Annotated in this window: 23 protein-coding genes; 11 read left to right on the top strand and 12 right to left on the bottom strand. The window is 71.7% G+C overall.

Annotated elements, in window-relative coordinates; genetic code table 11:
• Positions 1 to 16: 16 nt before the first annotated feature.
• Positions 17 to 469 carry an ATP-binding protein gene (locus AC07DS_RS22525; RefSeq protein WP_479147813.1) on the top strand — a complete coding sequence of 151 codons (453 nt, stop codon included), beginning with the start codon at positions 17 to 19 and terminating at the stop codon, positions 467 to 469.
• Here the strand turns inward: AC07DS_RS22525 and AC07DS_RS22530 are convergent.
• The 3 genes from AC07DS_RS22530 to AC07DS_RS22540 form a co-directional block, all read right to left on the bottom strand.
• The gene (locus AC07DS_RS22530; RefSeq protein WP_479147815.1) at positions 429 to 1,874 is read right to left on the bottom strand and encodes an amino acid permease; all 1,446 of its coding nucleotides are present in this window, start codon (positions 1,872 to 1,874) and stop codon (positions 429 to 431) included. The two genes, AC07DS_RS22525 and AC07DS_RS22530, sit on opposite strands and share 41 nt — an antisense overlap.
• A gap of 112 nt (positions 1,875 to 1,986) precedes the next feature.
• Positions 1,987 to 3,015 (bottom strand): ornithine carbamoyltransferase, encoded by a 1,029-nt coding sequence (gene argF / locus AC07DS_RS22535; protein ID WP_479147817.1) that lies wholly within the window; start codon positions 3,013 to 3,015, stop codon positions 1,987 to 1,989.
• A gap of 92 nt (positions 3,016 to 3,107) precedes the next feature.
• A complete protein-coding gene (locus AC07DS_RS22540; protein ID WP_479147819.1) occupies positions 3,108 to 4,331 on the bottom strand; it encodes an arginine deiminase in 1,224 nt (407 codons plus the stop codon).
• Positions 4,332 to 4,462: 131 nt separating this feature from the next.
• Between AC07DS_RS22540 and AC07DS_RS22545 the strand changes: the two genes are divergently transcribed.
• Both AC07DS_RS22545 and AC07DS_RS22550 read left to right on the top strand, forming a co-directional pair.
• Positions 4,463 to 5,617: an SPFH domain-containing protein gene (locus AC07DS_RS22545; protein WP_479147820.1), complete on the top strand. Its 1,155-nt coding sequence runs from the start codon at positions 4,463 to 4,465 to the stop codon at positions 5,615 to 5,617.
• Positions 5,614 to 6,507: an NAD(+)/NADH kinase gene (locus tag AC07DS_RS22550; RefSeq protein WP_479147822.1), complete on the top strand. Its 894-nt coding sequence runs from the start codon at positions 5,614 to 5,616 to the stop codon at positions 6,505 to 6,507. Before AC07DS_RS22545 ends, AC07DS_RS22550 begins: the two co-directional genes overlap by 4 nt.
• Before the next feature lie 21 nt (positions 6,508 to 6,528).
• Here the strand turns inward: AC07DS_RS22550 and AC07DS_RS22555 are convergent, their stop codons facing one another.
• The 3 genes from AC07DS_RS22555 to AC07DS_RS22565 all read right to left on the bottom strand — a co-directional run bounded on the left by AC07DS_RS22555 (position 6,529) and on the right by AC07DS_RS22565 (position 11,603).
• On the bottom strand, positions 6,529 to 9,108 hold the full coding sequence (locus tag AC07DS_RS22555) for a polynucleotide kinase-phosphatase (protein ID WP_479147824.1): 2,580 nt from the start codon (positions 9,106 to 9,108) through the stop codon (positions 6,529 to 6,531).
• Positions 9,105 to 10,583, bottom strand: a complete 1,479-nt coding sequence (locus tag AC07DS_RS22560) for a 3' terminal RNA ribose 2'-O-methyltransferase Hen1 (protein WP_479147825.1) — start codon at positions 10,581 to 10,583, stop codon at positions 9,105 to 9,107. The genes AC07DS_RS22555 and AC07DS_RS22560 overlap by 4 nt, the downstream gene beginning before the upstream one ends.
• 87 nt (positions 10,584 to 10,670) lie before the next feature.
• Positions 10,671 to 11,603, bottom strand: a complete 933-nt coding sequence (locus AC07DS_RS22565; RefSeq protein WP_479147827.1) for a hypothetical protein — start codon at positions 11,601 to 11,603, stop codon at positions 10,671 to 10,673.
• 187 nt (positions 11,604 to 11,790) lie between these two features.
• Here AC07DS_RS22565 and AC07DS_RS22570 point away from each other — a divergent pair, with 187 nt between their 5' ends.
• From AC07DS_RS22570 to AC07DS_RS22580, 3 genes are all read left to right on the top strand, one after another.
• Positions 11,791 to 12,720 (top strand): D-alanyl-D-alanine carboxypeptidase family protein, encoded by a 930-nt coding sequence (locus AC07DS_RS22570; protein WP_479147829.1) that lies wholly within the window; start codon positions 11,791 to 11,793, stop codon positions 12,718 to 12,720.
• A gap of 155 nt (positions 12,721 to 12,875) precedes the next feature.
• Positions 12,876 to 13,250 carry a VOC family protein gene (locus AC07DS_RS22575; protein ID WP_479147831.1) on the top strand — a complete coding sequence of 125 codons (375 nt, stop codon included), beginning with the start codon at positions 12,876 to 12,878 and terminating at the stop codon, positions 13,248 to 13,250.
• Positions 13,251 to 13,334: 84 nt separating this feature from the next.
• Positions 13,335 to 13,877 (top strand): GNAT family N-acetyltransferase, encoded by a 543-nt coding sequence (locus AC07DS_RS22580; protein WP_479147832.1) that lies wholly within the window; start codon positions 13,335 to 13,337, stop codon positions 13,875 to 13,877.
• 133 nt (positions 13,878 to 14,010) lie between these two features.
• On the opposite strand, the gene AC07DS_RS22585 is transcribed toward AC07DS_RS22580, so the two are convergent.
• Positions 14,011 to 14,934, bottom strand: a complete 924-nt coding sequence (locus AC07DS_RS22585; protein WP_479147834.1) for an LLM class F420-dependent oxidoreductase — start codon at positions 14,932 to 14,934, stop codon at positions 14,011 to 14,013.
• A 213-nt stretch (positions 14,935 to 15,147) separates the two neighbouring features.
• Between AC07DS_RS22585 and AC07DS_RS22590 the strand changes: the two genes are divergently transcribed.
• On the top strand, positions 15,148 to 15,306 hold the full coding sequence (locus tag AC07DS_RS22590; RefSeq protein WP_479147836.1) for a hypothetical protein: 159 nt from the start codon (positions 15,148 to 15,150) through the stop codon (positions 15,304 to 15,306).
• Positions 15,307 to 15,438: 132 nt separating this feature from the next.
• Here the strand turns inward: AC07DS_RS22590 and AC07DS_RS22595 are convergent, their stop codons facing one another.
• The 4 genes from AC07DS_RS22595 to AC07DS_RS22610 form a co-directional block, all read right to left on the bottom strand.
• Entirely contained in the window at positions 15,439 to 15,924 is a 486-nt protein-coding gene (locus tag AC07DS_RS22595) for a DUF6099 family protein (protein ID WP_386575791.1), read from the bottom strand.
• Positions 15,925 to 16,125: 201 nt separating this feature from the next.
• The gene (locus tag AC07DS_RS22600) at positions 16,126 to 16,470 is read right to left on the bottom strand and encodes a nucleotide pyrophosphohydrolase (RefSeq protein ID WP_479147838.1); all 345 of its coding nucleotides are present in this window, start codon (positions 16,468 to 16,470) and stop codon (positions 16,126 to 16,128) included.
• A complete protein-coding gene (locus tag AC07DS_RS22605; protein WP_479147840.1) occupies positions 16,467 to 17,738 on the bottom strand; it encodes an AAA family ATPase in 1,272 nt (423 codons plus the stop codon). Before AC07DS_RS22605 ends, AC07DS_RS22600 begins: the two co-directional genes overlap by 4 nt.
• Before the next feature lie 133 nt (positions 17,739 to 17,871).
• Positions 17,872 to 18,291, bottom strand: a complete 420-nt coding sequence (locus tag AC07DS_RS22610) for a cell division protein SepF (RefSeq protein WP_145884070.1) — start codon at positions 18,289 to 18,291, stop codon at positions 17,872 to 17,874.
• 195 nt (positions 18,292 to 18,486) lie between these two features.
• Here AC07DS_RS22610 and AC07DS_RS22615 point away from each other — a divergent pair, with 195 nt between their 5' ends.
• A complete protein-coding gene (locus AC07DS_RS22615) occupies positions 18,487 to 20,259 on the top strand; it encodes a hypothetical protein (RefSeq protein WP_479147842.1) in 1,773 nt (590 codons plus the stop codon).
• Here AC07DS_RS22615 and AC07DS_RS22620 read toward each other — a convergent pair.
• Positions 20,240 to 20,755, bottom strand: a complete 516-nt coding sequence (locus AC07DS_RS22620) for a YceI family protein (RefSeq protein ID WP_479147843.1) — start codon at positions 20,753 to 20,755, stop codon at positions 20,240 to 20,242. The two genes, AC07DS_RS22615 and AC07DS_RS22620, sit on opposite strands and share 20 nt — an antisense overlap.
• 97 nt (positions 20,756 to 20,852) lie before the next feature.
• Between AC07DS_RS22620 and AC07DS_RS22625 the strand changes: the two genes are divergently transcribed.
• The 3 genes from AC07DS_RS22625 to scpA all read left to right on the top strand — a co-directional run bounded on the left by AC07DS_RS22625 (position 20,853) and on the right by scpA (position 25,445).
• Complete coding sequence (locus tag AC07DS_RS22625) at positions 20,853 to 21,356, top strand: MarR family winged helix-turn-helix transcriptional regulator (RefSeq protein WP_479147845.1); 504 nt, start codon at positions 20,853 to 20,855, stop codon at positions 21,354 to 21,356.
• A 109-nt stretch (positions 21,357 to 21,465) separates the two neighbouring features.
• The gene (locus AC07DS_RS22630) at positions 21,466 to 23,271 is read left to right on the top strand and encodes a methylmalonyl-CoA mutase family protein (protein ID WP_479147847.1); all 1,806 of its coding nucleotides are present in this window, start codon (positions 21,466 to 21,468) and stop codon (positions 23,269 to 23,271) included.
• Positions 23,271 to 25,445, top strand: coding sequence for a methylmalonyl-CoA mutase (gene scpA / locus AC07DS_RS22635; RefSeq protein WP_479147849.1), 2,175 nt, complete (start codon positions 23,271 to 23,273; stop codon positions 25,443 to 25,445). Before AC07DS_RS22630 ends, scpA begins: the two co-directional genes overlap by 1 nt.
• The last annotated feature ends 5 nt before the right edge of the window (positions 25,446 to 25,450 follow it).

Here is a 25,450-nt window from a genome sequence, read left to right on the forward strand (position 1 = left end):
CAGGACAGCCTGCTCCATGAACGGACTCGCCTTGTACGAACGCCCCACCGAACCGGCTTCCTGGCGCATCGCGCTGCCGCACACCGCAGCCGCGGTGCCCGTGGCGCGTGCCCTGGTCCGTACGGCCCTCACCGAGGTGGAGCACGCGGCCGATCCCGACACCGCCGAGCTGCTCACGGCCGAACTGGTCGCCAACGCGGTGGAGCACACCGACGGGCGCGGCCCGATAGAGCTGGTCGTCGAGCTGCTGCCGAGCGGCTGTCAGGTCGAGGTGCACGACCCCGACCCGGCGCCGCCCGGGCATCTCACGCGTCCGGTGATCGAGGAGCCCGACCCCTGGCAGGAGGGAGGGCGCGGTCTGCTGCTGATCCGCGCCCTCAGTTCGTCCTGCGGTCACCGCCCGACCCCGTCGGGCAAGGCGGTGTGGTTCAGACTGCCTGTAGTTCCGGGTCAGCGGCGTCCGGCGTGACCTCGTCGGCCGGCCGGGCCAGCGTGGAGTGCCGGCGCCCGTAGGCGACGTAGACGAGCAGCCCGACCGCGAGGAACACCGCGAACTGGATCCAGGTCTGCCAGCCGGTCTCGTACATCAGGTACAGGCAGAAGCCGACGCCGAGCAGCGGGCCGACGGGGTAGAGCGGCACCCGGAAGCTGCGGGCGAGGCCCGGCTCGCGGCGGCGCAGGGCGATCACGGCGATGTTGACGACGGCCATGATGGCGAGCGTGCCGATGGTGCACAGGTTCATCACGGCGTCGAGCGAGGCGAAGGCCGCCGGGACCGCGAAGACGATCGCGACGATCAGGGTGCCGGCCACCGGGGTGGAGGTGCGCGGCGACACCTTCTCGAAGACCCGCGGGATCAGGCCGTCCCGGGACATCGACATCAGGATGCGGGTCTGGCCGTACATCACGGCGAGGACGACGGAGGCGATGGCGACGACCGCGCCGAAGGCGACGACACCGCCGCCGACGGTGGAGCCGGTGACCTGGTTGACGACGTAGGACAGCGCGGCGGGGCGGCCGGCGACCTGGTCGCCGCCGATGGCGCCGATCGCGGCGAGTGCGACCGCGCAGTAGAGCAGGGTGACCAGGCCCATGCAGACCAGGATCGCGATCGGGATGTCCCGGCGGGGGTTCTTCGCCTCCTCGCCGGCCGTGGTGATCGCGTCGAAGCCGATGTAGGAGAAGAAGGCGGCGGTGGTGCCCGCGCCGATGCCGCCGAGGCCGGCCGGGGAGAACGGGGTGAGGTTGCCGTCCTTGAAGGCGCTGTAGCCGATGGCGCAGAAGGCCAGGAGGATGACGAGCTTCACGGCTGCCATGGCGGCGGTGGCCCGGGCGCTCTCGCGCACCCCGCGGACCAGGAGCATCGAAGCCATGGCTATGACGATCACGGCGGGGAGGTTCACGATGCCGCCGTCGCCCGGACCGGCCGACAGGGCGGCGGGCAGCTGCCAGCCGGTGAGGCTGTGCAGCAGTTCGTTGACGTACTGGCTCCAGCCGACGGCGACCGCCGAGATGGAGATGCCGTACTCCAGCAGCAGGCACCAGCCGACCAGGAAGGCGGTGGACTCGCCGAGGCCCGCGTACGCGAAGGAGTACGAGGAGCCGGAGACCGGGATGGCGCCGCCCAGCTCGGCGAAGGAGAGCGCCGTGAAGATGCAGGTGACCGCGGCGAGGACGAAGGAGACGACCACGGCGGGGCCGGCCTGGGCGACGGAGTCGGAGAGACCGACGAAGATGCCGGTGCCGACGATGGCGCCGACGCCGAAGCAGATGAGCTGGAAGAGGCCCATCGTGCGCTGGAGGCCGTGGCCTTCACGGTCGGCGCCGGATTCGGCTATGAGCGCGCCGGGGGACTTGATGCGGGGAGCGGGCATGCGGGTGGAGCTCGTTTCTGGTGGTGCGGGCGCGATCACAGGTCGACCGCTGCGGCGGCCGCGGCAGGGGTGGTGCCGGGCCGCCGGTCAGGATAAGGCCTGGTGAGGTGGGTCAGGCAAGGCTGTGTGACGCGCCGGCCAGGGTGGCCACGAGGACCGCCTTGATCGTGTGCATCCGGTTCTCCGCCTCGTCGAAGACGACGGAGTGCTCGGACTCGAACACCTCGTCGGTGACCTCCAGCTCGGTCAGTCCGTGCCGTTCGTGGATCTCACGGCCGACTGCCGTGCCGAGGTCGTGGAAGGCCGGCAGGCAGTGCAGGAACTTCACCTGGTCGTTGCCGGTGGCGCGGAGCACGTCCATGGTCACGGCGTACGGGCCGAGCAACGCGATGCGCTCGTCCCAGACCTCCTTGGGCTCGCCCATGGACACCCAGACGTCGGTGGCGATGAAGTCGGTGCCGCGCACGCCGTCCTTCACGTCGTCGGTGAGGGTGATCCGGGCGCCGGAGGCGGCGGCGAGCTGCCGGGCCACCTGGACGATCGTCTCGTCCGGCCACAGCAGCTTGGGCGCGACGATGCGGACGTCCATGCCGAGCAGGGCGCCGGTGACCAGGTAGGAGTTGCCCATGTTGTACCGTGCGTCGCCGAGGTAGGCGAAGGCGATCTCGGCCAGCGGCTTGTCGCTGTGCTCGGTCATCGTGAGCACGTCGGCGAGCATCTGGGTGGGGTGCCACTCGTCGGTGAGGCCGTTGTAGACGGGGACCTCGGCGTAGGTGGCCAGCTCCTCGAGCACGCCCTGTCCGTGTCCGCGGTACTCGATGGCGTCGAACATCCGGCCGAGGACGCGGGCGGTGTCCTTCACGGACTCCTTGTGCCCGATCTGCGAGCCGGACGGGTCGAGGTAGGTGGTGTGGGCGCCCTGGTCCGCGGCGGCGACCTCGAACGCGCAGCGGGTGCGCGTCGAGGTCTTCTCGAAGATCAGTGCGATGTTCCTGCCGCGCAGATACTGCGTCTCGGCCCCCGCCTTCTTGGCGGCCTTCAGCTCGGCGGCCAGCTCGACCAGACCACGGAACTCCTCCTCGGTGAAGTCCAGTTCCTTGAGGAAGTGGCGGCCGGCGAGGGCGGTCGGGACTGTCGCCATGGGGGCGCTCCAGGGATACGGGTGCACGGACTTTTGGAATTCTATACGACCGTCAGCATTTATATACAGCCCACTTCGTCACACCGGCCCGGTCACACCGCCTCGCGCTCGACGGGACAGCTCATACAGCGCGGGCCGCCCCTGCCCCGCCCCAGCTCGCTGCCCGGGATCTCGATCACCTCGATGCCCTGCTTGCGCAGATGGGTGTTCGTGGTGACGTTGCGCTCGTAGGCGACGACGACACCGGGCTCGACGGCGAGCACGTTGCAGCCGTCGTCCCACTGCTCGCGCTCGGCCGCGTGGACGTCCTGGGTGGCGGTCAGGACGCGGATCTCGCTGAGCCCGAGGGCGGCGGCGATCGCGCGGTGCATGTGCTCCGGCGGATGGTCGGTGACCTTGAGCTCCTTGTCGGCGGCGCCCGGCTCGATGGTGTAGGAGCGGAGCATGCCGAGGCCCGCGTACTGGGTGAAGACATCGCCGTCGACCATGGTCATCACGGTGTCGAGGTGCATCAGGGCGCGCTTCTTGGGCATGTCGAGCGCGACGATCGTCCGCGCGGACCCCGCGGCGAACAGCTTGTGCGCGAGCATCTCGACGGCCTGCGGGGTGGTGCGCTCGCTCATGCCGATGAGGACCGCGCCGTTGCCGATGACCAGGACGTCACCGCCCTCGATGGTGGACGGGTAGTCGGCCTGCCCCTCGGACCAGATGTGGAACAGCTCGTCCCGGAAGAGCGGGTGGTGCCGGTAGATCGCCTCGAAGTGCACGGTCTCGCGCTGCCGCGCCGGCCAGCGCATGGCGTTGATGGAGACGCCGTCGTAGATCCAGGCGGAGGTGTCACGGGTGAAGAGGTGGTTGGGCAGGGGTCTGAGCAGGAAGTCGTCGAGGTCCATGACATGGAACCGCACGGAGGTCGGCTCCTCGTGCGCCGCCAGGAACTCCCGCTTGGTCATCCCGCCGACGAGGGCCTCGGTCAGCTCGCGCGCGGGCAGGGTCTCGAAGGCCGCCCGGAGGTGGTCGGTGGCCAGCGGGCCGTACTCCTTCTCGTCGAAGACCCGGTCGAGGACGAGCGTCCGCGCGGCCGGCACCTCCAGGACCTCAGCGAGCAGGTCACCGAAGAGATGGACGGCGACCCCGCGGTCGCGCAGGACGTCGGCGAACCCGTCGTGCTCGGCGCGCGCCCGGCGCACCCACAGCACGTCGTCGAACAGCAGGGCGTCCTTGTTGCTGGGGGTGAGCCTTTTGAGCTCCAGGTCGGGCCGGTGCAGGATCACGCGGCGAAGTCGCCCGGCCTCGGAGTCGACGTGGTATGCCATGCCACCATCCTGGCCATTGCTGCCCGTCTTCACGCGCTTCTTGGCTGTTTCCGCCTCTTCCTGTTTTCGTCCCCTTGACGAGAATCGGAGGGGATGATTATCGTCGCCATGACGAAAAACGAGGGGGACTCATGGCCGACATCACCCGGCGCCTGGGCTGGCGCCATCTGCGCGGCGCGCCCACGGCGCACATCCGGCACCACCGCTCCGGCACGCTGGTGCACGACGGCCCCGGGCTCAGCTTCTGGTTCCGTCCGCTGACCGCAGCGCTGTCCGAGGTGCCGGTGGACGACCGGGAACTGACGATGACCTTCCACGCCCGCACCTCCGACTTCCAGGACGTCGCGGTGCAGGCGACGGTCACCTACCGGATCGCCGACCCGGCCGTCGCCGCCGCCCGCCTGGACTTCTCGATCGACCCCGACACCGGCGCCTTCCGCGGCACCCCGCTGGAACAGCTGGGCACCCTGCTCACCGAGACGGCCCAGCAGCACGCACTGGACGTCCTCGCCCGCACGCCGCTCTCGGCGGCGCTGGTCGACGGTGTCGCGGCGGTGCGCGAGCGGGTCGCAGCGGGCCTCGGCGCCGAACCGCGGCTGCCCGCCACCGGCATCGAGGTCGTGGCCGTACGCGTGATGGCACTGCGGCCGGAACCGGAGGTGGAGCGGGCGCTGCGCACCCCGGCCCGGGAACAGATCCAGCAGGAGGCCGACCGCGCGACCTACGAGCGGCGGGCCGTCGCGGTCGAGCGGGAGCGGACCATCGCCGAGAACGAACTGGCCAGCCGGATCGAACTCGCCCGCCGCGAGGAGCAGTTGGTCGAGCAGCGGGGCACCAACGCGCGCCGCGAGGCCGAGGAGCAGGCGGCCGCGGACGCGGTGCGCGCCCAGGCGGAGGCGGCGCGGTCGGTGAAGCTGGCGGAGGCGGAGGCCGCGCGGTCGGTCAAGCTCGCCGAGGCCGAGGCGGCCCGGACGCTGAAGCTCACCGAGGCGGAGGCGGCGCGGACCCTGCAGCTCGCCGAGGCCGAGGCCGCGCGGGCCGAGCGGGCCGCCCGCGCGGAGGCCGAGGGCGCGCGCGAGGTCGGCGAGGCCCGGGCGCAGGCCCAGGCGGCCTGGCTGCGGGTGCACGCGGAGGCCGGCGTCGACGGGACGGCGACCCTGCAGGCGCTCACCGCGACCCGGCTGGCCGAGAACCTGCCGCGGATCGACAGCGTGACGGTCTCCCCGGACGTGCTGACCGGACTGCTCGCGAAGCTGGGCGGCGGCCCGTCCGAGGCGGCGCGGTGAGCCTCGCGCCGCGCGCCGTGCTGGTCCATCGCACCACGGAGTACGAGGAGTTGGTGGCCCGGCACGGCACGCACGGCCAGGCCGCCTTCTTCCTCGCCTCCCGGGGCCGGGACATCGAGGAGGTCGCCGAACGCCACCGCCGGGCCCGCGGCGCCCTGGCCGAGGTGACCTCGGCCGTGCCGCTGACCTGGCGCCAGGCACAGGTGGAGCGGACCGACCTGGACCGGTTCCTGTTCGCGCCGGAGGACGTGGTCGTGGTGGTCGGCCAGGACGGGCTGGTGGCCAATGCCGCCAAGTACCTGACGGGCCAGCCGGTGATCGGCATCGACACCGACCCGGGCCGCAACCCCGGGGTGCTGGTACGGCACCGCCCGCAGGACGCGGCGAAGCTCCTGCCGGCGGCGGCGACGGCCACGGTGGACGAACTCACCATGGTCGAGGCCGTCGCCGACGACACCCAGCGGCTGGTGGCGCTCAACGAGATCTACCTCGGCACACCGGGCCACCAGACCGCCCGTTACCGCCTGGGCCTCGACGACGACGGGGGTGCCGTCGAGGCCCAGGCCTCCTCCGGGGTGCTGGTCGGGACCGGCACCGGCGCCACCGGCTGGCTGCGTTCGGTGTGGCAGGAGCGGACCAGCCGGCTCCCGCTGCCCTCCCCCACCGAGGACCGGCTGGTGTGGTTCGTCCGGGAGGCCTGGCCCTCGCCCGCCACCGGTACGACCCTGGTGGCGGGCGAACTCGCGGCCTCGGCGTCCCTGACACTCACCGTGGAGTCCGACCGGCTCATCGCCTTCGGCGACGGCATCGAGTCCGACGCGCTCCAGCTCACCTGGGGGCAGACGGTCCGGGTCGGGGTGTGCGGGCAGCGGCTGCGGCTGGCGGGCTAGTTCACGGACCGGCGGACCGGTTCACAGCCGGGGGTCGACCGGCTCCGACTCCAGGGCCAGCACCCCGAACACCGCCTCGTGCACCCGCCACAGCGGCTCCCCGTCCGCGAGCCGGTCCAGAGCCTCCAGGCCGAGGGCGTACTCACGGATCGCCAGCGACCGCTTGTGGTTCAGGAACCGCTGCCGCAGCTTGGCGAGGTTGTCCGGCCGGGTGTACTCGGGGCCGTAGATGATCCGCAGGTACTCACGGCCCCGGCACTTGATGCCGGGCTGGACCAGCCGGCCCTCCGGGCTGCGGACCACCGCCCCGACCGGCTTGACGACCATGCCCTCGCCGCCCCGGCCGGTCATCTCCAGCCACCAGTCGACGCCGGCGCGCACCGACTCGGGGTCGCCCGTGTCGACGTACAGCCGCCGCGTGGTCTGCAGCAGTCCGGTGCCGTCGTGCTCCACCAGCCGGTCGATCAGGGCCAGCTGCTCGTCGTGCGGCAGCGCGGCCAGGCTGCGGCCGCGGACGGCCAGGATCTGGAAGGGGGCGAGGTGGACCCCGTCCAGGCCGTCGGTCGTCCAGCAGTAACGGCGGTAGGCGTCGGTGAACGCGGCCGCGTCCGCGGCGCGGTCACGCTGCCGGTCCAGCAGTCCGCCGACATCGGTGCCACGGCCCGCGGCGGCCTCCAGTGCGGCGAGCGCACCCGGGAACACCGCTCCGGAGGCGGCGCCCACGGCCGCGTACTGACTGCGCAGCAGACCCGAGGCCTTCAGCGACCACGGCATCAGCTCGGCGTCCAGCAGCAGCCAGTCCGTGTCGAGTTCCTCCCACAGGCCCGCGTCCGCGACGGCCGAGCGCAGCCGGCCGAGGATCTCCTCGGTCACCTGCTCGTCGGCGAAGAACGGCCGCCCGGTTCGCGTGTACAGGGACCCCGTGGGCCCTCCCCCACTCTCGGCTTCGCTCGAGCGGGAGGTACCCCCAACCCCGAACCGCTCGCGTGCCGCGTCCGCGTCCCGGCACACCAGGGCCACCGCCCGCGAGCCCATGTGCTTCTCCTCGCACACGACCCGCGCGACCCCGTCCGCCGCGTACTGCGCGAAGGCCTCCACCGGGTGCTCCAGAAAGCCTTCCTCGTGCGAGGTCGCCGTCGGAGCCATCGTCGGCGGCAGGTACGGCAGCAGGCGCGGGTCGACCGCGAATCGGCTCATGACCTCCAGGGCCGCGGCCGCGTTCTCCTCGCGGATCGCGACCCGGCCCGCGTACCGGGTCTCCACGGCCCTGCGGCCGTGCACGTCCGCCAGGTCCAGCGGCCGCCCCTCGCGCCCGCCCGGCGCCTCGGCGCGCAGCGGCCTCGTCGGCTCGTACCAGACCCGCTCCGCCGGTACGTCCACCAGCTCGCGCTCCGGCCAGCGCAGCGCGGTCAGCTTGCCGCCGAAGACGGCGCCGGTGTCCAGGCAGATGGTGTTGTTCAGCCAGGTGGCCTCCGGTACCGGTGTGTGCCCGTAGACCACGGCCGCGCGGCCCCGGTAGTCCTCCGCCCACGGGTAGCGCACGGGCAGCCCGAACTCGTCGGTCTCGCCGGTGGTGTCGCCGTACAGGGCGTGCGAGCGCACCCGGCCGGAGGTGCGGCCGTGATACTTCTCGGGCAGGCCCGCGTGGCAGACGACCAGCTTGCCGCCGTCGAGCACGTAGTGGCTGACCAGTCCCTCGAGGAAGCGGCGGACCTCAGCCTTGAACTCCTCGCTCTCGCCCTCCATCTGCGCGATGGTCTCGGCGAGCCCGTGGGTGTGCTGGACCTTGCGGCCCTTGAGGTAACGGCCGTACTTGTTCTCGTGGTTGCCGGGCACGCACAGCGCGTTCCCGGACCCGACCATCGACATCACCCGGCGCAGCACGCCGGGGCTGTCCGGGCCGCGGTCGACCAGGTCGCCGACGAAGACGGCGGTACGGCCGTCCGGGTGCACTCCGTCGGCATAGCCCAACCGGGCCAGCAGGGACTCCAGTTCGGAAGCACAACCGTGGATGTCGCCGATGATGTCGAAGGGGCCGGTGAGGTGGGTCAGGTCGTTGAAGCGCTTCTCCGTGACGAGGGTGGCGCCGTCGATCTCCTCGACCCCGCGCAGAACGTGCACCTTGCGGAAGCCCTCGCGTTCCAGGTGCCTGAGGGAGCGGCGGAGTTCGCGGATGTGCCGCTGGATGACCCGGCGGGGCATGTCGGCGCGGTCGGTGCGGGCCGCGTTGCGCTCCGCGCACACCTCCTCGGGCACGTCCAGCACGATGGCGATGGGCAGCACGTCGTACTTCTTGGCCAGTTCGACGAGCTGGCGCCTGCTGTCCTGCTGCACGCTGGTGGCGTCGACGACGGTACGGCGGCCTGCCGCCAGCCGCTTGCCGGCGATGTAGTGCAGGACGTCGAAGGCGTCCCCGCTCGCGCTCTGGTCGTTCTCGTCGTCGGCGACGAGACCACGGCAGAAGTCGGAGGAGATCACCTCGGTCGGCTTGAAGTGCCGGCGGGCGAAGGTGGACTTGCCCGAGCCGGAGGCGCCGACGAGGACGACGAGGGAGAGGTCGGTGACGGGGAGGGCCCGTCCCTTCTTCTGCGTCTCGGTCATGCTGCCTTCGCCTCCTTCGGAGTGTCGTTGTGGATCTCGTCGCGGTGGAACACGGCCATCTGGGTGGGCGGCCCCACCTCGGGGTCGTCCGGCCCGACGGGCTCGAACCGGACCTCGTAGCCGTGGCGTTCGGCCACGGCCTCCGCCCAGGTGCGGAACTCCTCGCGGGTCCACTCGAAGCGGTGGTCGCCATGCCGGACGTGTCCGGCGGGCAGGGTCTCCCAACGGACGTTGTACTCGACGTTCGGGGTGGTCACGAGGACCGTGCGCGGGCGCGCGTGTCCGAACACGGTGTACTCCAGGGCGGGCAGCCGGGGCAGGTCGAGGTGCTCGATCACCTCGCTGAGCACGGCGGCGTCGTAACCCTTGAGCCGGTTGTCGGTGTAGGCGAGAGAGCCCTGGAAGAGCTTGACGCGGGCCGCCTGGCGCTCCCCCAGCCGGTCGAGCTTCAGCCGCCGCGAGGCGATGGTGAGGGCCCGCACGGACACGTCGACGCCGACGACCTCGCTGAACCGCACGTCCTTGAGCAGGTCCTGCACCAACTGGCCCTGCCCGCAGCCCAGGTCGAGGACCCGGGCAGCGCCGGACGCGTGCAGGGCGGCGAGGATCGCCGCCCGCCGCTGTACGGCGAGCGGCGTCGGCTTCTCCTCGGCCTCCGCCTCCTGCGCCACGGCATTGTCGATCGACTCGACCTCGCTGTCGTCGGCCTCGGCCAGGCGCACCAGCTCCAGCCGCTCCATCGCCTGCCGGGTCAGCGACCAGCGACGGGACAGGTACCGGCTGGTGATCAGCTTCTGCTCCGGGTGCGCGGGCAGCCAGCCCTCGCCGGCCCGCAGCAGCTTGTCGACCTCGTCGGAGGAGACCCAGTAGTGCTTGGCGTCGTCGAGGACGGGCAGCAGCACGTACAGGTGGCGCAGTGCCTCGGCGAGGGTCAGCTTCTCCGATTCCAGGACGAGGCGGACGTAGCGCGAATCGCCCCACTCCGGGAACTCGGTGTCGAGGGCGACGGGCTCGGCCGTCACCGCCCAGCCGAGCGGTTCGAAGAGCCCTCGTACGAGGTCGGGGCCGCCCCGGGCGGGCAGCGCGGGCACCTCGATGCGCAGCGGCAGGGGCTCGGCGGCCCGCTCGGGGCGGGCGTTGCACACACCACGCAGGGCGCTCGAGAACACGCCGCTCAGTGCGACCGCGAGCAGCGAGGAGGCCGCGTAGGGGCGGTCGTTGACGTACTGGGCGAGTGCCGCGTCGGGTGCTCCGCCACGGCCCTTGCCCTTGCCCCGCCGGACCAGCGCGACCGTATCGACCTCGAGCAACAGCGCGGCCGTGCAGCGCTCGGCGTCCGCCTCCGGGTAGAAGACGTGCGCGGTGCCGTAGGAGGTCGAGAACTTCTGCGCCTTGTCGGGGTGCTTGTGCAGCAGGAACCCGAGGTCGGTGGCGGGCTGGGCGGCGGTGCCGCTCGTGGATATCGTCAGGAACACGCGTCCGAGTCTCCCGCGTACGGCCCGCCCAGACCATCGGTTTTAGAACGTCGCCGCCGCCCGCCGGTGCCGCCGGCGGGCGCCGTCCTACGCCTTCTCGATGATCGTCCGGGCGTTGCCGACGGCCCGCTCGTTCGCCGCGCGCATGGCGTCCAGGTCCTGCTTGCGCTCGCCGATGACCTTCTTCTGAGCGCGTGACTCGATGGTGTGAACGGTGTCGATGTAGTCGGTGTCGAGCTTGCACCGGGCGTCCGCGGACGCCGTCTTCTTCTCCTTGCCCGACGGCTTCCCGGTCCGGTACCAGGCGGTGTCGGTCGACGCCTCGTCCGGGTCGGGGTAGCGGAAGCCCTGCTCCTTCATGCAGGCCGACCACGCGCGGTCGGCCTTCTTCCAGGCCGGGTCCTTCCGCGCCTTCTTGTGGGACTCGTACCAGAGTTCGAGGGGCAGCGAGAAGTATCCGGTGAGCTTCAGGCCGCCCACCTTCGTCGTCTTGGGCGCAGGGCCGTAGATCCGCCGCGTCGCCTGCCCCAGACACCCGCCCTCGGGGACGGGGTTCCCGTGGGCACGGCGGCTGTCGCCGGAGTCGAACATCCCGGTGAGGGCGACGTACTGGTCCGCCGGCCACTCCTGGGGCTGGGTGGACTTCTCCGGGTCCTCACTCCGGTTGTGGTAACCGTGCTCGGCGGCCAGGTCGGGGTCGTCGACCCCATAAGGACTGTCGTCACCGGCCGTGCTGCGGCTCGCGAGGTTTCCCTGCCGGACCGGGTAGGTCGACTCGACGGCCTTGGTGTCGAGCACCGCGAAGGCGGAGAAGCCGAGCCGGACCATGCACTTCTTCGCGAGGATCCACTGCGCCCTGCCGATGACCCTGCCCCCGTCCGACGACGGGTCCGGCAGGTAGGCGTGGAGCGGGAACGACTGCATGGTGTTGAGACGGTGGGCGTCGCCGGCGGGGTCGTCCTGGCCGGCGAACTGACAGGCCGACAGGGCCAGCAGGCCGGTGACAGCGAGAGGGAGCACTTTACGCACCCGGTCATCCGATCAGGCCTGGATCATGCGCGCCGTGACGGAGCCCACAGTTCCGGCACAGGGAGTCCACACCGTGACCACATCGCACCTCTTCCTGTGATCTTCGCCATGGCCCATGGAGACCCGGCCTGGTGAAGTGAGTGCTCGTCAACTGACCACTGACAGAACGGGGATGGCAATGACCATCGACTCAGGCGTACCCATGCGCAGACGAGCCGCGATCGCGGCGGCGGCAGCCGTCGTGCTCTCCACGGGGGCTCTCGCGGCCGCTCCCGCCCAGGCCGCTCCGTCGGCTCCGCCGGCGCCCACCGTGTCGGCCGAGGGTGCGTACGCGATGAACGCGGCCACCGGCAAGACGCTGTTCGGGAGCGCGCCGGACGCCGAGCTGCGGACCGGTTCCACGACGAAGATCATGACGGCGCTCGTGGTGCTGTCGCAGCGGCACGTGGACCTCGGCCGCAAGGTGAAGATCAAGAAGGAGTACACGGACTACGTCATCGATCCGAAGACCCAGAACGCGCGGTACTCCAGCGCCAAGCTGATCCTGGGCGACTCCATGAGCGTCGGGGACCTGCTCTACGGGCTCATGCTGCCGTCCGGGTGCGACGCGGCCTACGCGCTCGCCGACACCTACGGTTCGGGGTCGACGACGGCCCAGCGGACCACGTCGTTCATCGCCAAGATGAACGGCAAGGCGCGCGAACTGGGCCTGACGCACACCCACTTCGACTCCTTCGACGGGGTGTCCAACGGCAGGAACCACGCGTCCGCCCGTGACCTGGCCAAGCTGGCCGGGGTCGCGTTGAAGAACAAGACGTTCAAGAAGGTCGTCGGCACCAAGGTGTACGACGACATGAAGTCGTACCGGCCCGGTGGCGGAACGCACGCGATGGCGCCGTGGAAGAACTCGAACACGCTGCTGAACACCTACCGGGGCGCGATCGGCGTGAAGACCGGCTCCGGCCCCGAGGCGAAGTTCTGCCTGGTCTTCGCGGCGACCCGCAACGGCAGGACGGTCGTGGGCACCTTGCTGGCGGACACGTCGCCCGACCAGCGGTTCAAGGACGCGAAGAAGATCCTCGACTACGGCTTCGCGCAGCGCGGCTGAGTGAGGTGAGGGACGGTGGGGGCCGGGCGGGCAGCAGTCCGCCCGGCCCCCGTCGCCGGCGGAGCAGACGCGTGCATGCCCGCCGCCGCGGCGGGTACGAACCCTCCCGTACCAGGGACGTCGCGGAAGCGACTGAAGAGCGAGGAGTGTCGGAAGTGATTCGAAAGCTGCAGGCGGTCGCGCTGGACTGCGACGATCCGGTACGGCTCGCACAGTTCTACGCGGATCTGCTCGGCGGGCGGGTGGTCGCGGATCCGGGGGATTCCGACTGGGTCGAGGTGCACGGGTTCGAGGGGATCCCGCTGGCCTGCCAGCGGGTGGAGGGCTACCGGGCGCCCGAGTGGCCCGGCCAGGAGCGCCCGCAGCAGCTCCACCTGGACTTCGACGTGGACGACCTCGACGGCGAGGAGAAGCGGGCGCTCTCCCTCGGCGCGACCGTGCTGGAGCGTACGGACCAACTCCGCCCGGAGGCCAACTGGCGGATCTACGCGGACCCGGCCGGCCATCCGTTCTGCCTCTGCCTGCACTGAGTCCATCGGCCCGCTGTCCCGGCCCAACCGCCCCTGCCTCCTATTCGATTGCCGTCGGCCGGTCCGGTCGGATAGGAAGCCTGCATGCTGAAGGGGAACAAGGTCGGGCTCAGGGCCCGGCACGAGGACGACATCCCGGTCCTGCGGGCCGAGCTCTACGACGACGTGGTCAACGGCTCGCGGGCCGAGGGCGGGCCGTGGCGGCCGATCACGCCCGGCTCGAAGGATCCGCGGCTCGTGGTGGACGACAAGGAGCAGGGACACGTCCCGTTCTCCGTGGTGGAGCTGGACGGTGGCACGCTGGTCGGCACCGCGACACTGTGGGGCATCGACACCCACAACCGGTGCGCGCACATCGGGCTGGGACTGCTGCCGGCCTGCCGCGGCAAGGGCTACGGCACCGACGTGGTCGCGGTGCTGTGTCACTACGGCTTCGTCGTGCGCGGCCTGCACCGGCTGCAGATCGAGACGCTGTCGGACAACGCCGCGATGCTGCGCTCCGCCGAGCGCAACGGCTTCGTCCGCGAGGGCGTGCTGCGCTCCTCGGCCTGGGTGATGGGCGAGTTCCTGGACCAGGTCCTGCTCGGGCACCTCGCCCAGGACTGGAAGCCGGACTCGAAGGGCTAGGCCGCCGACCGGCGTTCGGCGGCGTACCGGCTCGCCGCGGCCGGCGCGATCGAGGCAGGGGCCGGCACCGCGACCACCGTGTCGGCAACGGCCCCCTCCGGCCTCGGGCCGGGAGGGGCCGTCACGGGGCGGGTTACGACAGCTGCGACTGGACCTGACCGGAGATCAGCTCCAGGTGGTCGAGGTCGGCCAGGTCGAGGATCTGGAGGTAGATCCGCCGGGAGCCGATCCCGGCGTACCGGCCGATCTTGTCGACCACCTCGGCGGGCGAACCGGCCAGACCGTTGGCCTTCAGCTCGTCCACCTCGCGGCCGATCGCGGCGGCCCGCCGGGCGACCTCCTGGTCGTCCCTGCCGACGCACACCACGAGCGCGTTGGAGTACGTCAGGTCGTCCGCCCTGCGGCCCGCCGCCTCCGCGGCGGCGCGCACCCGGCCGAACTGCCGCTCGCTGTCCTCGACGGAGGCGAAGGGGATGTTGAACTCGTCGGCGTACCGGGCCGCGAGGCGCGGGGTCCGGGTCGCGCCGTGCCCGCCGATGAGCACCGGGATCTTCTCCTGGGCCGGCTTGGGCAGCGCGGGCGAGTCGGTGAGGTCGTAGTACCTGCCGTGGAAGTCGAAGGCCGCGCCGAGCTTGGTCGCCCACAGCCCGGTGACGATCTCCAGCTGCTCCTCGAGGCGGGCGAACTTGTCCTTCGGGAACGGGATGCCGTACGCCTTGTGCTCCTCCTCGAACCAGCCCGCGCCCAGGCCGAGTTCCACGCGGCCGCCGGACATCTGGTCGACCTGGGCCACCTGGATGGCGAGTACGCCGGGCAGCCGGAAGGTGGCGGCCGTCATCAGGGTGCCGAGGCGGATGCGCCTGGTCTCGCGGGCCAGGCCGGCCAGGGTGATCCAGGCGTCCGTGGGGCCGGGCAGGCCGTCCGCGCTGCCCATCCGCACGTAGTGGTCGCTGCGGAAAAACGCGTCGAATCCGAGGTCTTCGGTGGCCTTCGCCACGGTGAGCAGGGTGTCGTACGTCGCCCCTTGCTGGGGCTCGGTGAAGATTCGAAGGTCCATACATCCATCCTGCACGCCACCTGCCCCGTCAACCTCACCGGTGGCGCCGGGCGCGGCCGTCCCCGGTCGGGTGAAAATCGTCCCATGTGCGCGCCGGGTGAGGCGTGGGCCAGTGACCGGCCCCAGTGGTGATCGTTGGCCCGTCGGAGCCGGACCGTCCGGCACCCGCGCCGGACGGTCGTCGCCGTCGCGTGTCGGGCCGAGGAGGCCGTCATGTCAGAAGAGCCCATTCCCTCCCGGGATGGCTCCGCCGGTCAGTCGAAGGGGTTGCTGGAGCAGATGGAGGAGCTGATGGCGGCGTTGAACGCCGATCTGTCGGCCCTGGACGCGGACCTGCAGCGGGCGCCGGCCGAAGAGAGCGAGCCGGCCTGACGCACCGCGCCGGGGCTGCCGGCCCCGGCCCCCCGCTTCGGCCCGGGACGGCCCGGCCCTCGAACGCCGGACGGGCCGGATCTCCCCGAAGACCGGATCTCCCCGAAGCGACCGCCACGCCTGCCGTTCGCCTCACACGCCGGACGGGCTGTCCTTCGCCTCCTCCGGTAACACCTCCTCCCGCGCCGCCAGTTTGCGCAGCATCTCCAGGACCCGGTCCCGGGACTCGTCCGCGGCGTCGATGGCCTCCATGCACTGCCAGTAGGTCGTCTCGTCGGCCGCTGAACTGGCCATGCCGACCAGGGCGATGCCGACCTCGCCGAGCAGCCCACCGAGGAAGAGAAGGGTCTGCCGGGCGTCGTCCAGCTCGGTGAGCTGGGCGGCGCGCAGGTCGCCCGGGTCGAGTTCGGGAGGGTCGAGGACGCCGCAGCCCCGGCCCGCCAGCTCGGTCAGGCCCAGTGCCTCGCCCCGCAGCTCCGGGGGGCCGGACACCGCGAGGCGACTGCCGATCGCCTGGGCCAGGGCCTGTGCCTGCCACACCTCGGCCATGATCTCGGGTATGTCGGCGCCTCCTGCCAGAGCCCGCCTGCTCGTCACAATGAGCCGCACCGCATCCATGCACTGCCCCCGTCCCACTCGTCGTGCGTCTTCGCACGTCCGCCTGCACTCCCTTATCCATTACCCAGCGTGAAACCCACTAGGGCGAAAAGCCAGAGGTAGCCCGAATTCTGCGGACAACAATTCGGATTCGGCAGGAGGTTCGACTGCGCAGAGTGATAACGGAGCGTTGCCGTCCGGAAGTTGGGGCCGTGCGCTGCGTCAGCGGGTGTCGTCCGTACCGGGGGCCGGAAAGCGCTGTTCGTTGCGGTCGATCTTGGCCGACAGGGCGGACAACGGGTCGATGCCGAGCACCTCGCAGAGCTGGAGGAGATAGGCGAGCACGTCGGCGACCTCGTCCGTGACCCGGTGCGCGGTGCCGGGGTCGGCCATCACACGGGCCGACTCCTCCGGGGTCAACCACTGGAAGATCTCGACCAGTTCGGACGCCTCCACGCTGAGGGCGGCCACGAGGTTCTTGGGCGTGTGGTAGGGCTGCCAGTTGCGCGCGGCGGCGAACTCGGCGAGCCTGCGCTGGAGTCCGGCCAGGTCAGGATGTTCCGTCACGGGTTCAGGTGTACCACCGTGACGCCCTCGGTCCCGGCCGCCCACGAGGCGTCGCTCACCGCGCCGACGCAGCGGATGTGGCCGCGCTCGCCCATCCGGGCCGCCGTCCCCAGCAGTGCGCGGCGCTGGCCGGGGTCGAGGCCGCGGTCGAAGCAGTCGGCGAGCACGGTGAGGGTCCGCAGGGCGTCGGGCACCTCTCCGGGCGTGTCCATGTCCAGCACGCCGGGTCCGGTCAGCAGCACCAGCGCCAGCGCGACATAGCGCAGTTCGCCCTCGCCGAGCCGGGCCAGGTCGGTGCGGAAGCCGTCGCCGCGGTCGAGCAGTGCCCGGACCGTGCCGTCGGCGAGCGGCTCGGCGACCAGGTCGGTCACCGGCCCCGCGCAGCCCGCGCGCACCGCCTCGACCAGCGCGGCGTGCCGGCGGCCGCACTCGAACCGGGTGCGCCACAGAACGTCGGCGAGGTTGTCGCAGCCGCGCATGAGCCGTCCCGTGCCGGTCGGCACGGGGGTGCGCATGTACTCGGGGCGCGGGTCGCAGACGAAGACGGAGCGCAGGGCGACGACCATCTGCTCGGCGGCGGCCAGCACCCGCCGCTGCCCGTCCGTCTTGCCGGCCACCCGCAGCGGCAGCAGGGCGGTACCGAGGCGGTCGTCGGGCAGCGGGGCACGGGTCACCGGGGCGGAGCCGGCGGTGTGCCAGGCGGCCTGCACGGTCCGGCGGCCGGGGTCGCGCAGGGCGGTCTCCAGCAGGACCACTCCCCGCGCCGTCAGCCGCTCGCCCACGATCCGCAGCTCCGGCTCGGCCTGTACGGCGACGTCGAGCCGGACCGGGCCCTCGGCACCGTCGGCCGTGCACCCGATCCGGAACCCCCGCCGCCCCTCGGCATCGGGCCGCGCCCGCTCCGGCACACAGGCGACCGGATCGGGGAACACCTCGGCGAGCCGGGCCCCTCCGCCGAGCCGCGCCAGCGCCTCGTACGCCCCGAACGCGGTCGACTTCCCCGCACCGCTGCGCCCGGCGAACAAGGTGACGGCACCCAGCGGAAACGCGGCCCGCCGGTGCCCGGCGAAGGCGGACAGCCGCAACTCGGTGATCCGGGCGCGTACGTCGACGGCAGCGGGTCCGGTGGAAACCGGGTCCGCCGGGACGGACTCCGGACTGCGGGCCGACTGCGCCGGCACGACAGGCTCGGTGGACACCGAGGGGTCGGGGGCCACGGAGGACCCGGACGACGCGGAGGACTCGGCGGACGCCGAAGGCACGGCCATATCCGGACGGTAGGCCTCCACTGCCACGGCGAACCGTTTTACCGGCGCCACCTTCCTACGATCGGGGGACCGCCGACGTGAAACCGGCCGGCCGAAGCCGCCACCCGAAGCCGCCGGCCGATGACCCCGCGCCTCAGCCGCCCGACATCCCCGCCCCCTCCATCAGCCCGCTGACCTCCGTACCGGGCGGGGTGAGGAGAAACACATTGCGGTCGACCCGGTGCATGCCGCTGCCGAGGCCGAAGACGACGCCGGTGCTGAAGTCGAGGACACGCTTGGCGACCTCACCCTCCGCGTTGGAGAGGTCGAGCAGCACCGGCACCCCGGCCATCAGTGTCTCGGCGACCTCGCGGGCGTCCGCGAAGACGTTGACCCGCAGGACGACGAAACGGCGTCGCGTCTCGGTCTCCGCGTCCGGCAGCGAGCGGTGGTTCACCGCCGACGGCCAGGCGTCCCGGCCACGCAGCGGCACGACCTGGGCGAGCCCTTCCCACTGTTCATCGGTGACGTCGTAACGGCTCACCGGCTCCCCCCGACCTGACTCGCATTCCATGCCTGCACCAGCCAATTCTTACGCCAAGTCACCCGTTCGGCCCAACAACGACACGAAGCGCGACAGGTCTGTTCGCCTCTTCTCCCGCCCGGCACGAGGCACATGTACGAAAACGCCCCTTTCTTACCGCCCTCACACCGGACTCTTCACCTGCGACGACGCCTCGCTCACCGGCTGCCACTAGCGTCCGGTGCCGTGCACTTGGCAGAAACACAGCAGGTGACACCCGGCCGGCGGACACAGTCGGCGGTGTCCGCCGCTCCGGGGGGTCGCCCGGAAGACCTCGGCAGCCCCGCGCAGTGGCACCGCGTCCTGACGCTGCTCGCCGACGCGAGCCTCTTCATCGGCACCCGCTCGGTCTGGAACCAGGCGGCCAGCCACCGGCTGGTCCTCGCGGCGGTGATCTCCGTCTGCTACGCCTCGATCCTGATCAGCGGCGTTCTCACGCTGACGGTCCGGCGGGCGCGCTCACTGGCCCGGCTGGACCTGGTGGTGCTGCTGACCGCGATCACGCTCACCCTGTGCACCTGGGCGCTGAACCACGCCGGCGGCGACGAGGCGGTCCTCACCTCGCAGGCCGCGCGGGAGATGATGGCCGGACACCCGATCTACGGGCAGCCGTGGCCCTGGCTGTTCCACACCAAGGGCGTCGCGCTGACGGCGACGATAGACGGCGGTTACGACTTCACCTACGGCTATCCCCCGCTCACCCCGCTGCTGACCGCGCCCCTGCTGTGGCTGGGCCACGGCGGCGCTCCGGCGACGATGATGGCGACGCTCGCGCTGATCGCGGCCGCGGTGGTGCTGTGGCGGATGCTGCCGATGCCGTGGCGCTCGACGGCGACGATGCTCTGCCTGGGCTTCAGTTTCCTGCCGACGTACGCCCGCCAGGGCTACCCGGCGATCGTCGCCCTGGCCCTGCTGGTGCCGGTGGTGGTGCGCTGGCCGCGGATCGGCGCCGGCGGAAGGCTCGGCGCGGCGGGTGTCGCGCGGGCCGTCTGCCTCGGGGCCGCGTGCGCGGCACAGCAACTGCCCTGGTTCGTGACACCGTTCCTGCTGGCCGGCATCTACGCCGTACGCCGGGGCGAACTGGGCGGGCGCGCGGCCCGGCTGGTCGTGCTGCGGATCCTGGGGGTCGCCGCGGCGACCTGGCTGCTGATCAACATGTACTTCGTCGTGCACGAGCCGGGCCCCTGGCTCGGCGGGATCGCCCTGCCGCTGACGCAGGGTGCGGTGCTGCACGGTCAGGGCCTGGTGGACATCTCGCTGTACTTCACGCACGGCAGCGACCGGCTCGACTGGTACGGCCACGCGAGCGTGCTGCTGGCCGCCGCCCTGCTGGCGCTCTTCGTGCTGTTCGTGCGGCGGCTGGGCCCGGCGGCGACCGTGCTGCCCTGGTGCGCCTTCTACCTGGCGACGCGCTCCCAGGACGGCTACTACCTGATGATGACCCCGCTGTGGCTCGCGGCGGCGATCACCGTGCCGCTGTCGGACTTCACCCGGGCCTGGCAGCCGCGACCCCGCCGGCTGACGGGTCCGCGCCGCCGCCCCGCGCTGGTGGGCGCGGTGGTCCTGCTGGTGCTGCCCGCGCTGGTGAGCGCGACCCTGGCGGTGACGGGCCGGCCGCCGCTGCGGATGGCCGTCATGGCGGCGCGGCAGGCTCCGGGGCGGTCGCTGGCCGCGCTGACCCTGCGGGTGACCAACACCGGGAGCGGTCCGCTCACCCCGCACTACATGCTGACGACCGGCCAGGGCATGAACAGGTACTGGTCCCTGGTGCGCGGCCCGGCCACGATCCCGGCGCACACCACGGCGACCGTCGAACTGCGGGCACCCTCCGGCCGGTTCCCGCTGCCGGACAGGAAGAGCGCCCACATCCGGCTGCGTGCCTTCACGGGGAACCCGCAGACGCTCTCCACCAGGGACCTGCGGCCGGCCGACCTGGGTGTCAGGCCGCCGCGCGGCTGAACCTGAGAGCGGCCGTCACCGTGGTCAGGCCGCGCATCATGCCGAGCTGGTTCCAGGTCACTCCGAACTGCTCGCGGTCCACGGTGAACTCGGTCTCCAGGGTGAGCGCCTCGGCCGTCGCCGAGGTCAGGCGTGCGGTGAGGTTCAGCGGCCTGCTGACGCCCCGCACGGTCAGCTGACCGGTCACCCGGACGCTGTCGCCGTCGAGGCGGTCGGCGTCGCGGACGGCGAGGGTGATCTCCGGGTGATTGCCGGCGTCCAGCAGGTCGGCCGAGCGCAGGTGCTCGTCCCGCTTGGCGTTCTTGGTGTCGAGGGAGGCCACGTCCAGCGTCACGGTGCCGGTCGCCGAGCCGTCCGGGCGGACCTCGCCCCGGCCGGTGACGGCGCCGAAGGTGCCCTTGACGTTGACCAGGCCCCAGAAGGTCTTGTGCCGCAGGCCCACGGTGGACGCGGTCGGGTCGAGCTGCCAGATGCCTGTTTCCACGGCGACGGTCATGGCCGTCCTCCACTTTCCTTGACGTATGGTCGTTCAAATTTGGATGACCTCACGCTAGCCCAATATCCAAATTTGGACAACAGGTAGACTCGAAGGCATGGCCGTCCCCGACGAACACCCCGCCGACCAGCCCCCTTGTTTCTCAGCCACGGGTGGCGGACTGCTCCCCGGCGAGCTGCGCGCCTGGATGCTCCTGCTGGCCGCGACGGGAGCGGTGGAGCAGCGGCTGCGGTCGGTCGTGAAGAAGACCCTCGACGTCTCGCACGACGAGTTCCTCATCCTGTGCCTGCTGGCCGAGCAGCCGCGGGGCGGCCTGCGCATGACCCGGATCGCCGAACTCCTCGGCCGCCCCAAGACCCGGCTCACCTACCAGATCGCCTGCCTCCAGCGGACCGGCCTGGTCACCCGCGAGTCCGTGTGCGGCGACAAGCGCGGCATCGAGGTCGCCCTCACCGACAAGGCCCGGCGCCTGCTCCGGGAGGCGTCCGGCACCCTCGCCGAGACGGTTCGCGAGGCGCTCTCCCAGTTCGTCGGCCCGGAGCAGCGCGAGGCCGTGTGCGCACTGGTGCCCGACCTCGCCGAAGAGCCGGACCAACCATAGGAAAAGGGGCCTCCACCCGCCCGAGGGGCGCAGGTCACAGCCGTAACGAGGGAAAGGTCACAGGCCAACGCTCTGCAGTCACTTGAGCGCCCTGACCTAACATCCGAGCATGACGGTCCTGCCTGACGACGGGCTCTCACTGGCCGCCGAGTTCCCTGACGCGACACACGAGCAGTGGCAACGCCTGGTCGAGGGTGTACTGCGCAAGTCGGGCAAGGAAGTCTCGGGCGAGGCAGCTGAGGACGCTCTGTCCACCATGCTCGAGGACGGGCTGCGCACCCGGCCGCTGTACACACCGCGCGACGGCGCGCCCGACCCCGGTCTGCCCGGCTTCGCGCCGTTCGTGCGCGGCAGCCGCCCCGAGGGCAACACCGCGGGCGGCTGGGACGTACGGCAGCGGCACGCGACGCTCGCCGACGGCGCGGTCCTGGCAGACCTGGAGAACGGCGTCACCTCCCTCTGGCTGGTGGTGGGACAGGGCGGCATGCCCGTGTCCGCGCTCGCTCGCGCCCTCGACGGGGTCTACCTCGACCTGGCCCCGGTGGTCCTCGACGCCGGCCCCGACGTGGCGGCCGCGGCGGCCGAACTGCTGCGGCTGTACGAGGAGCGGGGTGTCGACCCGAAGGCCGTGCGCGGCAACCTCGGCGGCGACCCGCTCGGACACGAGGCCCGCACCGGTGAGGCCCAGGACTTCGCCCCGCTGGCCGCGCTGGCCCGGCGGACCGCCGAGCAGTACCCGGGCCTGCGCACGCTGACCGTGGACGCGCTGCCGTACCACGAGGCGGGCGGCTCGGCCGCGCAGGAGCTGGGCGCCTCCCTGGCCACCGGCGTGGCCTACCTGCGGGAGCTGACCGCGGCCGGCCTCACGGTCGAAGCGGCCTGCGCGCAGCTGGAGTTCCGGTACGCGGCCACCGCCGACCAGTTCCTGACCATCGCCAAGCTGCGCGCGGCGCGCCGGCTGTGGGCGCGGGTCGCCGAGGTGTCCGGGGCGCCCGGCGCGGGTGCGCAGGTGCAGCACGCGGTGACCTCGCCGGTGATGATGAGCCGCCGCGACCCGTGGGTGAACATGCTCCGCACGACGGTCGCGACGCTGGCCGCCGGGGTGGGCGGCGCCGACTCCGTCACCGTGCTGCCCTTCGACCACGCGGTCGGCCTGCCGGACGCCTTCGCCCGCCGGATCGCGCGCAACACCTCCACGATCCTGGTCGAGGAGTCCCACCTGGCCCGGGTCATCGACCCGGCGGGCGGCTCCTGGTACGTCGAGCAGCTCACCGACGAACTCGCCCACGCCGCCTGGGAGTTCTTCCGGTCGATCGAGCGGGACGGCGGCCAGGCGGCCGTACTGCGCTCGGGCCGGATCCGCACGGACCTGGCGACGACCTGGGCGGAGCGGTCCAAGAAGCTCGCCAAGCGGCGCGAACCCATCACCGGCGTCAGCGAGTTCCCGCTCCTGTCCGAGAAGCCGCTGGAGCGCGAACCCGCGCCCGAGCCGCCGTCCGGCGGGCTGCCCCGGGTGCGCCGGGACGAGGCGTACGAGGCCCTGCGCGCCCGCTCCGACGCCCACCTCGCGGCGACCGGCGCCCGCCCCCGGATCTACCTGGCCGCTCTCGGCACGGCCGCCGAGTACACCGCGCGTTCGACCTTCGTCGCCAACCTCTTCCAGGCCGGCGGCATCGAGCCGGTGACCGAGGGCGGCTTCGAGGACAGCGGCGCCACCGAGGCCGTGCTGTGCTCCAGCGACGCCCAGTACGCCGAACAGGCCGAGCGGACGGCCGGGTCGCTGAAGGCGGCCGGGGCCCGGCACGTGGTCCTCGCGGGCCGGGGCGACTACGCCGGCATCGACTCGTACGTCTTCGCGGGCTGCGACGCAGTGGACGTGCTGTCCGCGACCCTCGACCGCATGGGAGTGTCCTGATGGGAATCCCCGACTTCTCCGGCATCGAGCTGGGGACCCCCGTCGCCGAGGGCGGTGACGCGGAATGGCGTACGGCCGTCAAGCACGTCACCGGCGGCGAGGCACCGGTGTGGGAGACCCCGGAGGGCATCGGGGTCAAGCCGCTGTACACCGGCCGTGACCTGGAGGGCCTGGACTTCCTCGGCACCTACCCGGGCATGACACCGTACCTGCGCGGCCCCTACCCGACGATGTACGTCAACCAGCCCTGGACCATCCGCCAGTACGCGGGCTTCTCCACCGCCGAGGAGTCCAACGCGTTCTACCGGCGCAACCTGGCGGCCGGCCAGAAGGGCCTGTCGGTCGCCTTCGACCTGCCCACGCACCGGGGTTACGACAGCGACCACCCGCGCGTGACCGGCGACGTCGGCATGGCGGGCGTGGCCATCGACTCGATCTACGACATGCGGCAGCTGTTCGACGGGATTCCGCTGGACAGGATGACCGTGTCGATGACGATGAACGGTGCCGTGCTGCCGGTGCTGGCGCTGTACATCGTGGCGGCGGAGGAGCAGGGCGTACCGCCCGAGAAGCTGGCCGGAACCATTCAGAACGACATTCTGAAGGAGTTCATGGTCCGCAACACCTACATCTATCCGCCGAAGCCGTCGATGCGGATCATCTCCGACATCTTCGCGTACACCTCGCAGCGGATGCCCCGCTACAACTCCATCTCCATCTCCGGCTACCACATCCAGGAGGCGGGTGCGACGGCCGACCTGGAGCTGGCGTACACGCTCGCGGACGGCGTGGAGTACATCCGGGCGGGCCGCGAGGCGGGCCTGGACGTGGACGCGTTCGCGCCCCGGCTCTCCTTCTTCTGGGCGATCGGCATGAACTTCTTCATGGAGATCGCCAAGTTGCGGGCGGCCCGGCTGCTGTGGGCCAAGCTGGTCTCCCAGTTCGACCCGAAGAACACCAAGTCCCTTTCCCTGCGGACCCATTCGCAGACCTCCGGCTGGTCGCTGACCGCACAGGACGTGTTCAACAACGTCACGCGTACGGCCGTGGAGGCGATGGCGGCGACCCAGGGCCACACCCAGTCGCTGCACACCAACGCCCTGGACGAGGCGCTCGCCCTGCCGACCGACTTCTCGGCGCGCATCGCCCGCAACACGCAGCTGCTCATCCAGCAGGAGTCCGGCACCACCCGGGTCATCGACCCGTGGGGCGGCAGCGCGTACGTCGAGAAGCTGACGTACGACCTCGCCCGCAAGGCCTGGGCACACATCCAGGAGGTCGAGCAGGCGGGCGGCATGGCGCAGGCCATCGACGCCGGCATTCCCAAGCTGCGCGTGGAGGAGGCGGCGGCGCGTACCCAGGCCCGTATCGACTCCGGCCGTCAGCCGGTGATCGGCGTCAACAAGTACCGGGTGGCGAACGACGAGGCGATCGAGGTCCTCAAGGTCGACAACTCCTCGGTGCGCGCCCAGCAGGTCGAAAAGCTGCGCCGGCTGCGTGAGGAGCGGGACGAGACCGCCTGCCGGGACGCGCTGGACGCGCTCACCCGGGCCGCCGACGGCGAGGGCAACCTGCTGGAGCTGGCCGTGCACGCGGCCCGCGCCAAGGCGACCGTCGGTGAGATCTCCGACGCCCTGGAGAAGGTGTACGGCCGCCACGCGAGCCAGATCCGTACCATCTCCGGCGTGTACCGCAACGAAGCAGGGGAGTCCCCGTCCGTGGACCGCACCCGCGCCCTGGTGGACGCCTTCGAGGAGGCAGAGGGGCGCCGGCCGCGCATCCTGGTCGCCAAGATGGGCCAGGACGGCCACGACCGCGGCCAGAAGGTGATCGCGACCGGCTTCGCCGACCTCGGCTTCGACGTCGACGTCGGCCCGCTGTTCCAGACGCCGGAGGAGGTCGCCCGCCAGGCGGTCGAGGCGGACGTCCACGTGGTCGGCGTGTCCTCGCTGGCCGCCGGTCACCTCACCCTCGTACCGGCACTGCGCGAGAAGCTCGCCGAGGAGGGCCGCGAGGACATCATGGTCGTGGTCGGCGGGGTGATCCCGCCGCAGGACGTGCCGACCCTGCTGGAGATGGGCGCCGTGGCCGTGTTCGGCCCCGGGACGGTGATCCCGGACGCGGCGTACGACCTGGTGCAGCGGCTGTCGGCCGACCTCGGCCACGACCTCTGATCCGC

It is taken from the genome of Streptomyces sp. NPDC044064, assembly GCF_056434245.1.

Coding starts and splice junctions, on each gene's coding strand:
- AC07DS_RS22630 (WP_479147847.1), top strand. CDS start 21,466: ATGACGGTCCTGCCTGACGACGGGCTCTCACTGGCCGCCGAGTTCCCT.
- AC07DS_RS22525 (WP_479147813.1), top strand. CDS start 17: ATGAACGGACTCGCCTTGTACGAACGCCCCACCGAACCGGCTTCCTGG.
- AC07DS_RS22530 (WP_479147815.1), bottom strand. CDS start 1,874: ATGCCCGCTCCCCGCATCAAGTCCCCCGGCGCGCTCATAGCCGAATCC.
- AC07DS_RS22555 (WP_479147824.1), bottom strand. CDS start 9,108: ATGACCGAGACGCAGAAGAAGGGACGGGCCCTCCCCGTCACCGACCTC.
- AC07DS_RS22590 (WP_479147836.1), top strand. CDS start 15,148: ATGTCAGAAGAGCCCATTCCCTCCCGGGATGGCTCCGCCGGTCAGTCG.
- AC07DS_RS22570 (WP_479147829.1), top strand. CDS start 11,791: ATGACCATCGACTCAGGCGTACCCATGCGCAGACGAGCCGCGATCGCG.
- AC07DS_RS22580 (WP_479147832.1), top strand. CDS start 13,335: ATGCTGAAGGGGAACAAGGTCGGGCTCAGGGCCCGGCACGAGGACGAC.
- AC07DS_RS22625 (WP_479147845.1), top strand. CDS start 20,853: ATGGCCGTCCCCGACGAACACCCCGCCGACCAGCCCCCTTGTTTCTCA.
- AC07DS_RS22605 (WP_479147840.1), bottom strand. CDS start 17,738: ATGGCCGTGCCTTCGGCGTCCGCCGAGTCCTCCGCGTCGTCCGGGTCC.
- AC07DS_RS22620 (WP_479147843.1), bottom strand. CDS start 20,755: ATGACCGTCGCCGTGGAAACAGGCATCTGGCAGCTCGACCCGACCGCG.
- AC07DS_RS22585 (WP_479147834.1), bottom strand. CDS start 14,934: ATGGACCTTCGAATCTTCACCGAGCCCCAGCAAGGGGCGACGTACGAC.
- AC07DS_RS22595 (WP_386575791.1), bottom strand. CDS start 15,924: ATGGATGCGGTGCGGCTCATTGTGACGAGCAGGCGGGCTCTGGCAGGA.
- AC07DS_RS22545 (WP_479147820.1), top strand. CDS start 4,463: ATGGCCGACATCACCCGGCGCCTGGGCTGGCGCCATCTGCGCGGCGCG.
- AC07DS_RS22610 (WP_145884070.1), bottom strand. CDS start 18,291: ATGGAATGCGAGTCAGGTCGGGGGGAGCCGGTGAGCCGTTACGACGTC.
- scpA (WP_479147849.1), top strand. CDS start 23,271: ATGGGAATCCCCGACTTCTCCGGCATCGAGCTGGGGACCCCCGTCGCC.
- AC07DS_RS22540 (WP_479147819.1), bottom strand. CDS start 4,331: ATGGCATACCACGTCGACTCCGAGGCCGGGCGACTTCGCCGCGTGATC.
- argF (WP_479147817.1), bottom strand. CDS start 3,015: ATGGCGACAGTCCCGACCGCCCTCGCCGGCCGCCACTTCCTCAAGGAA.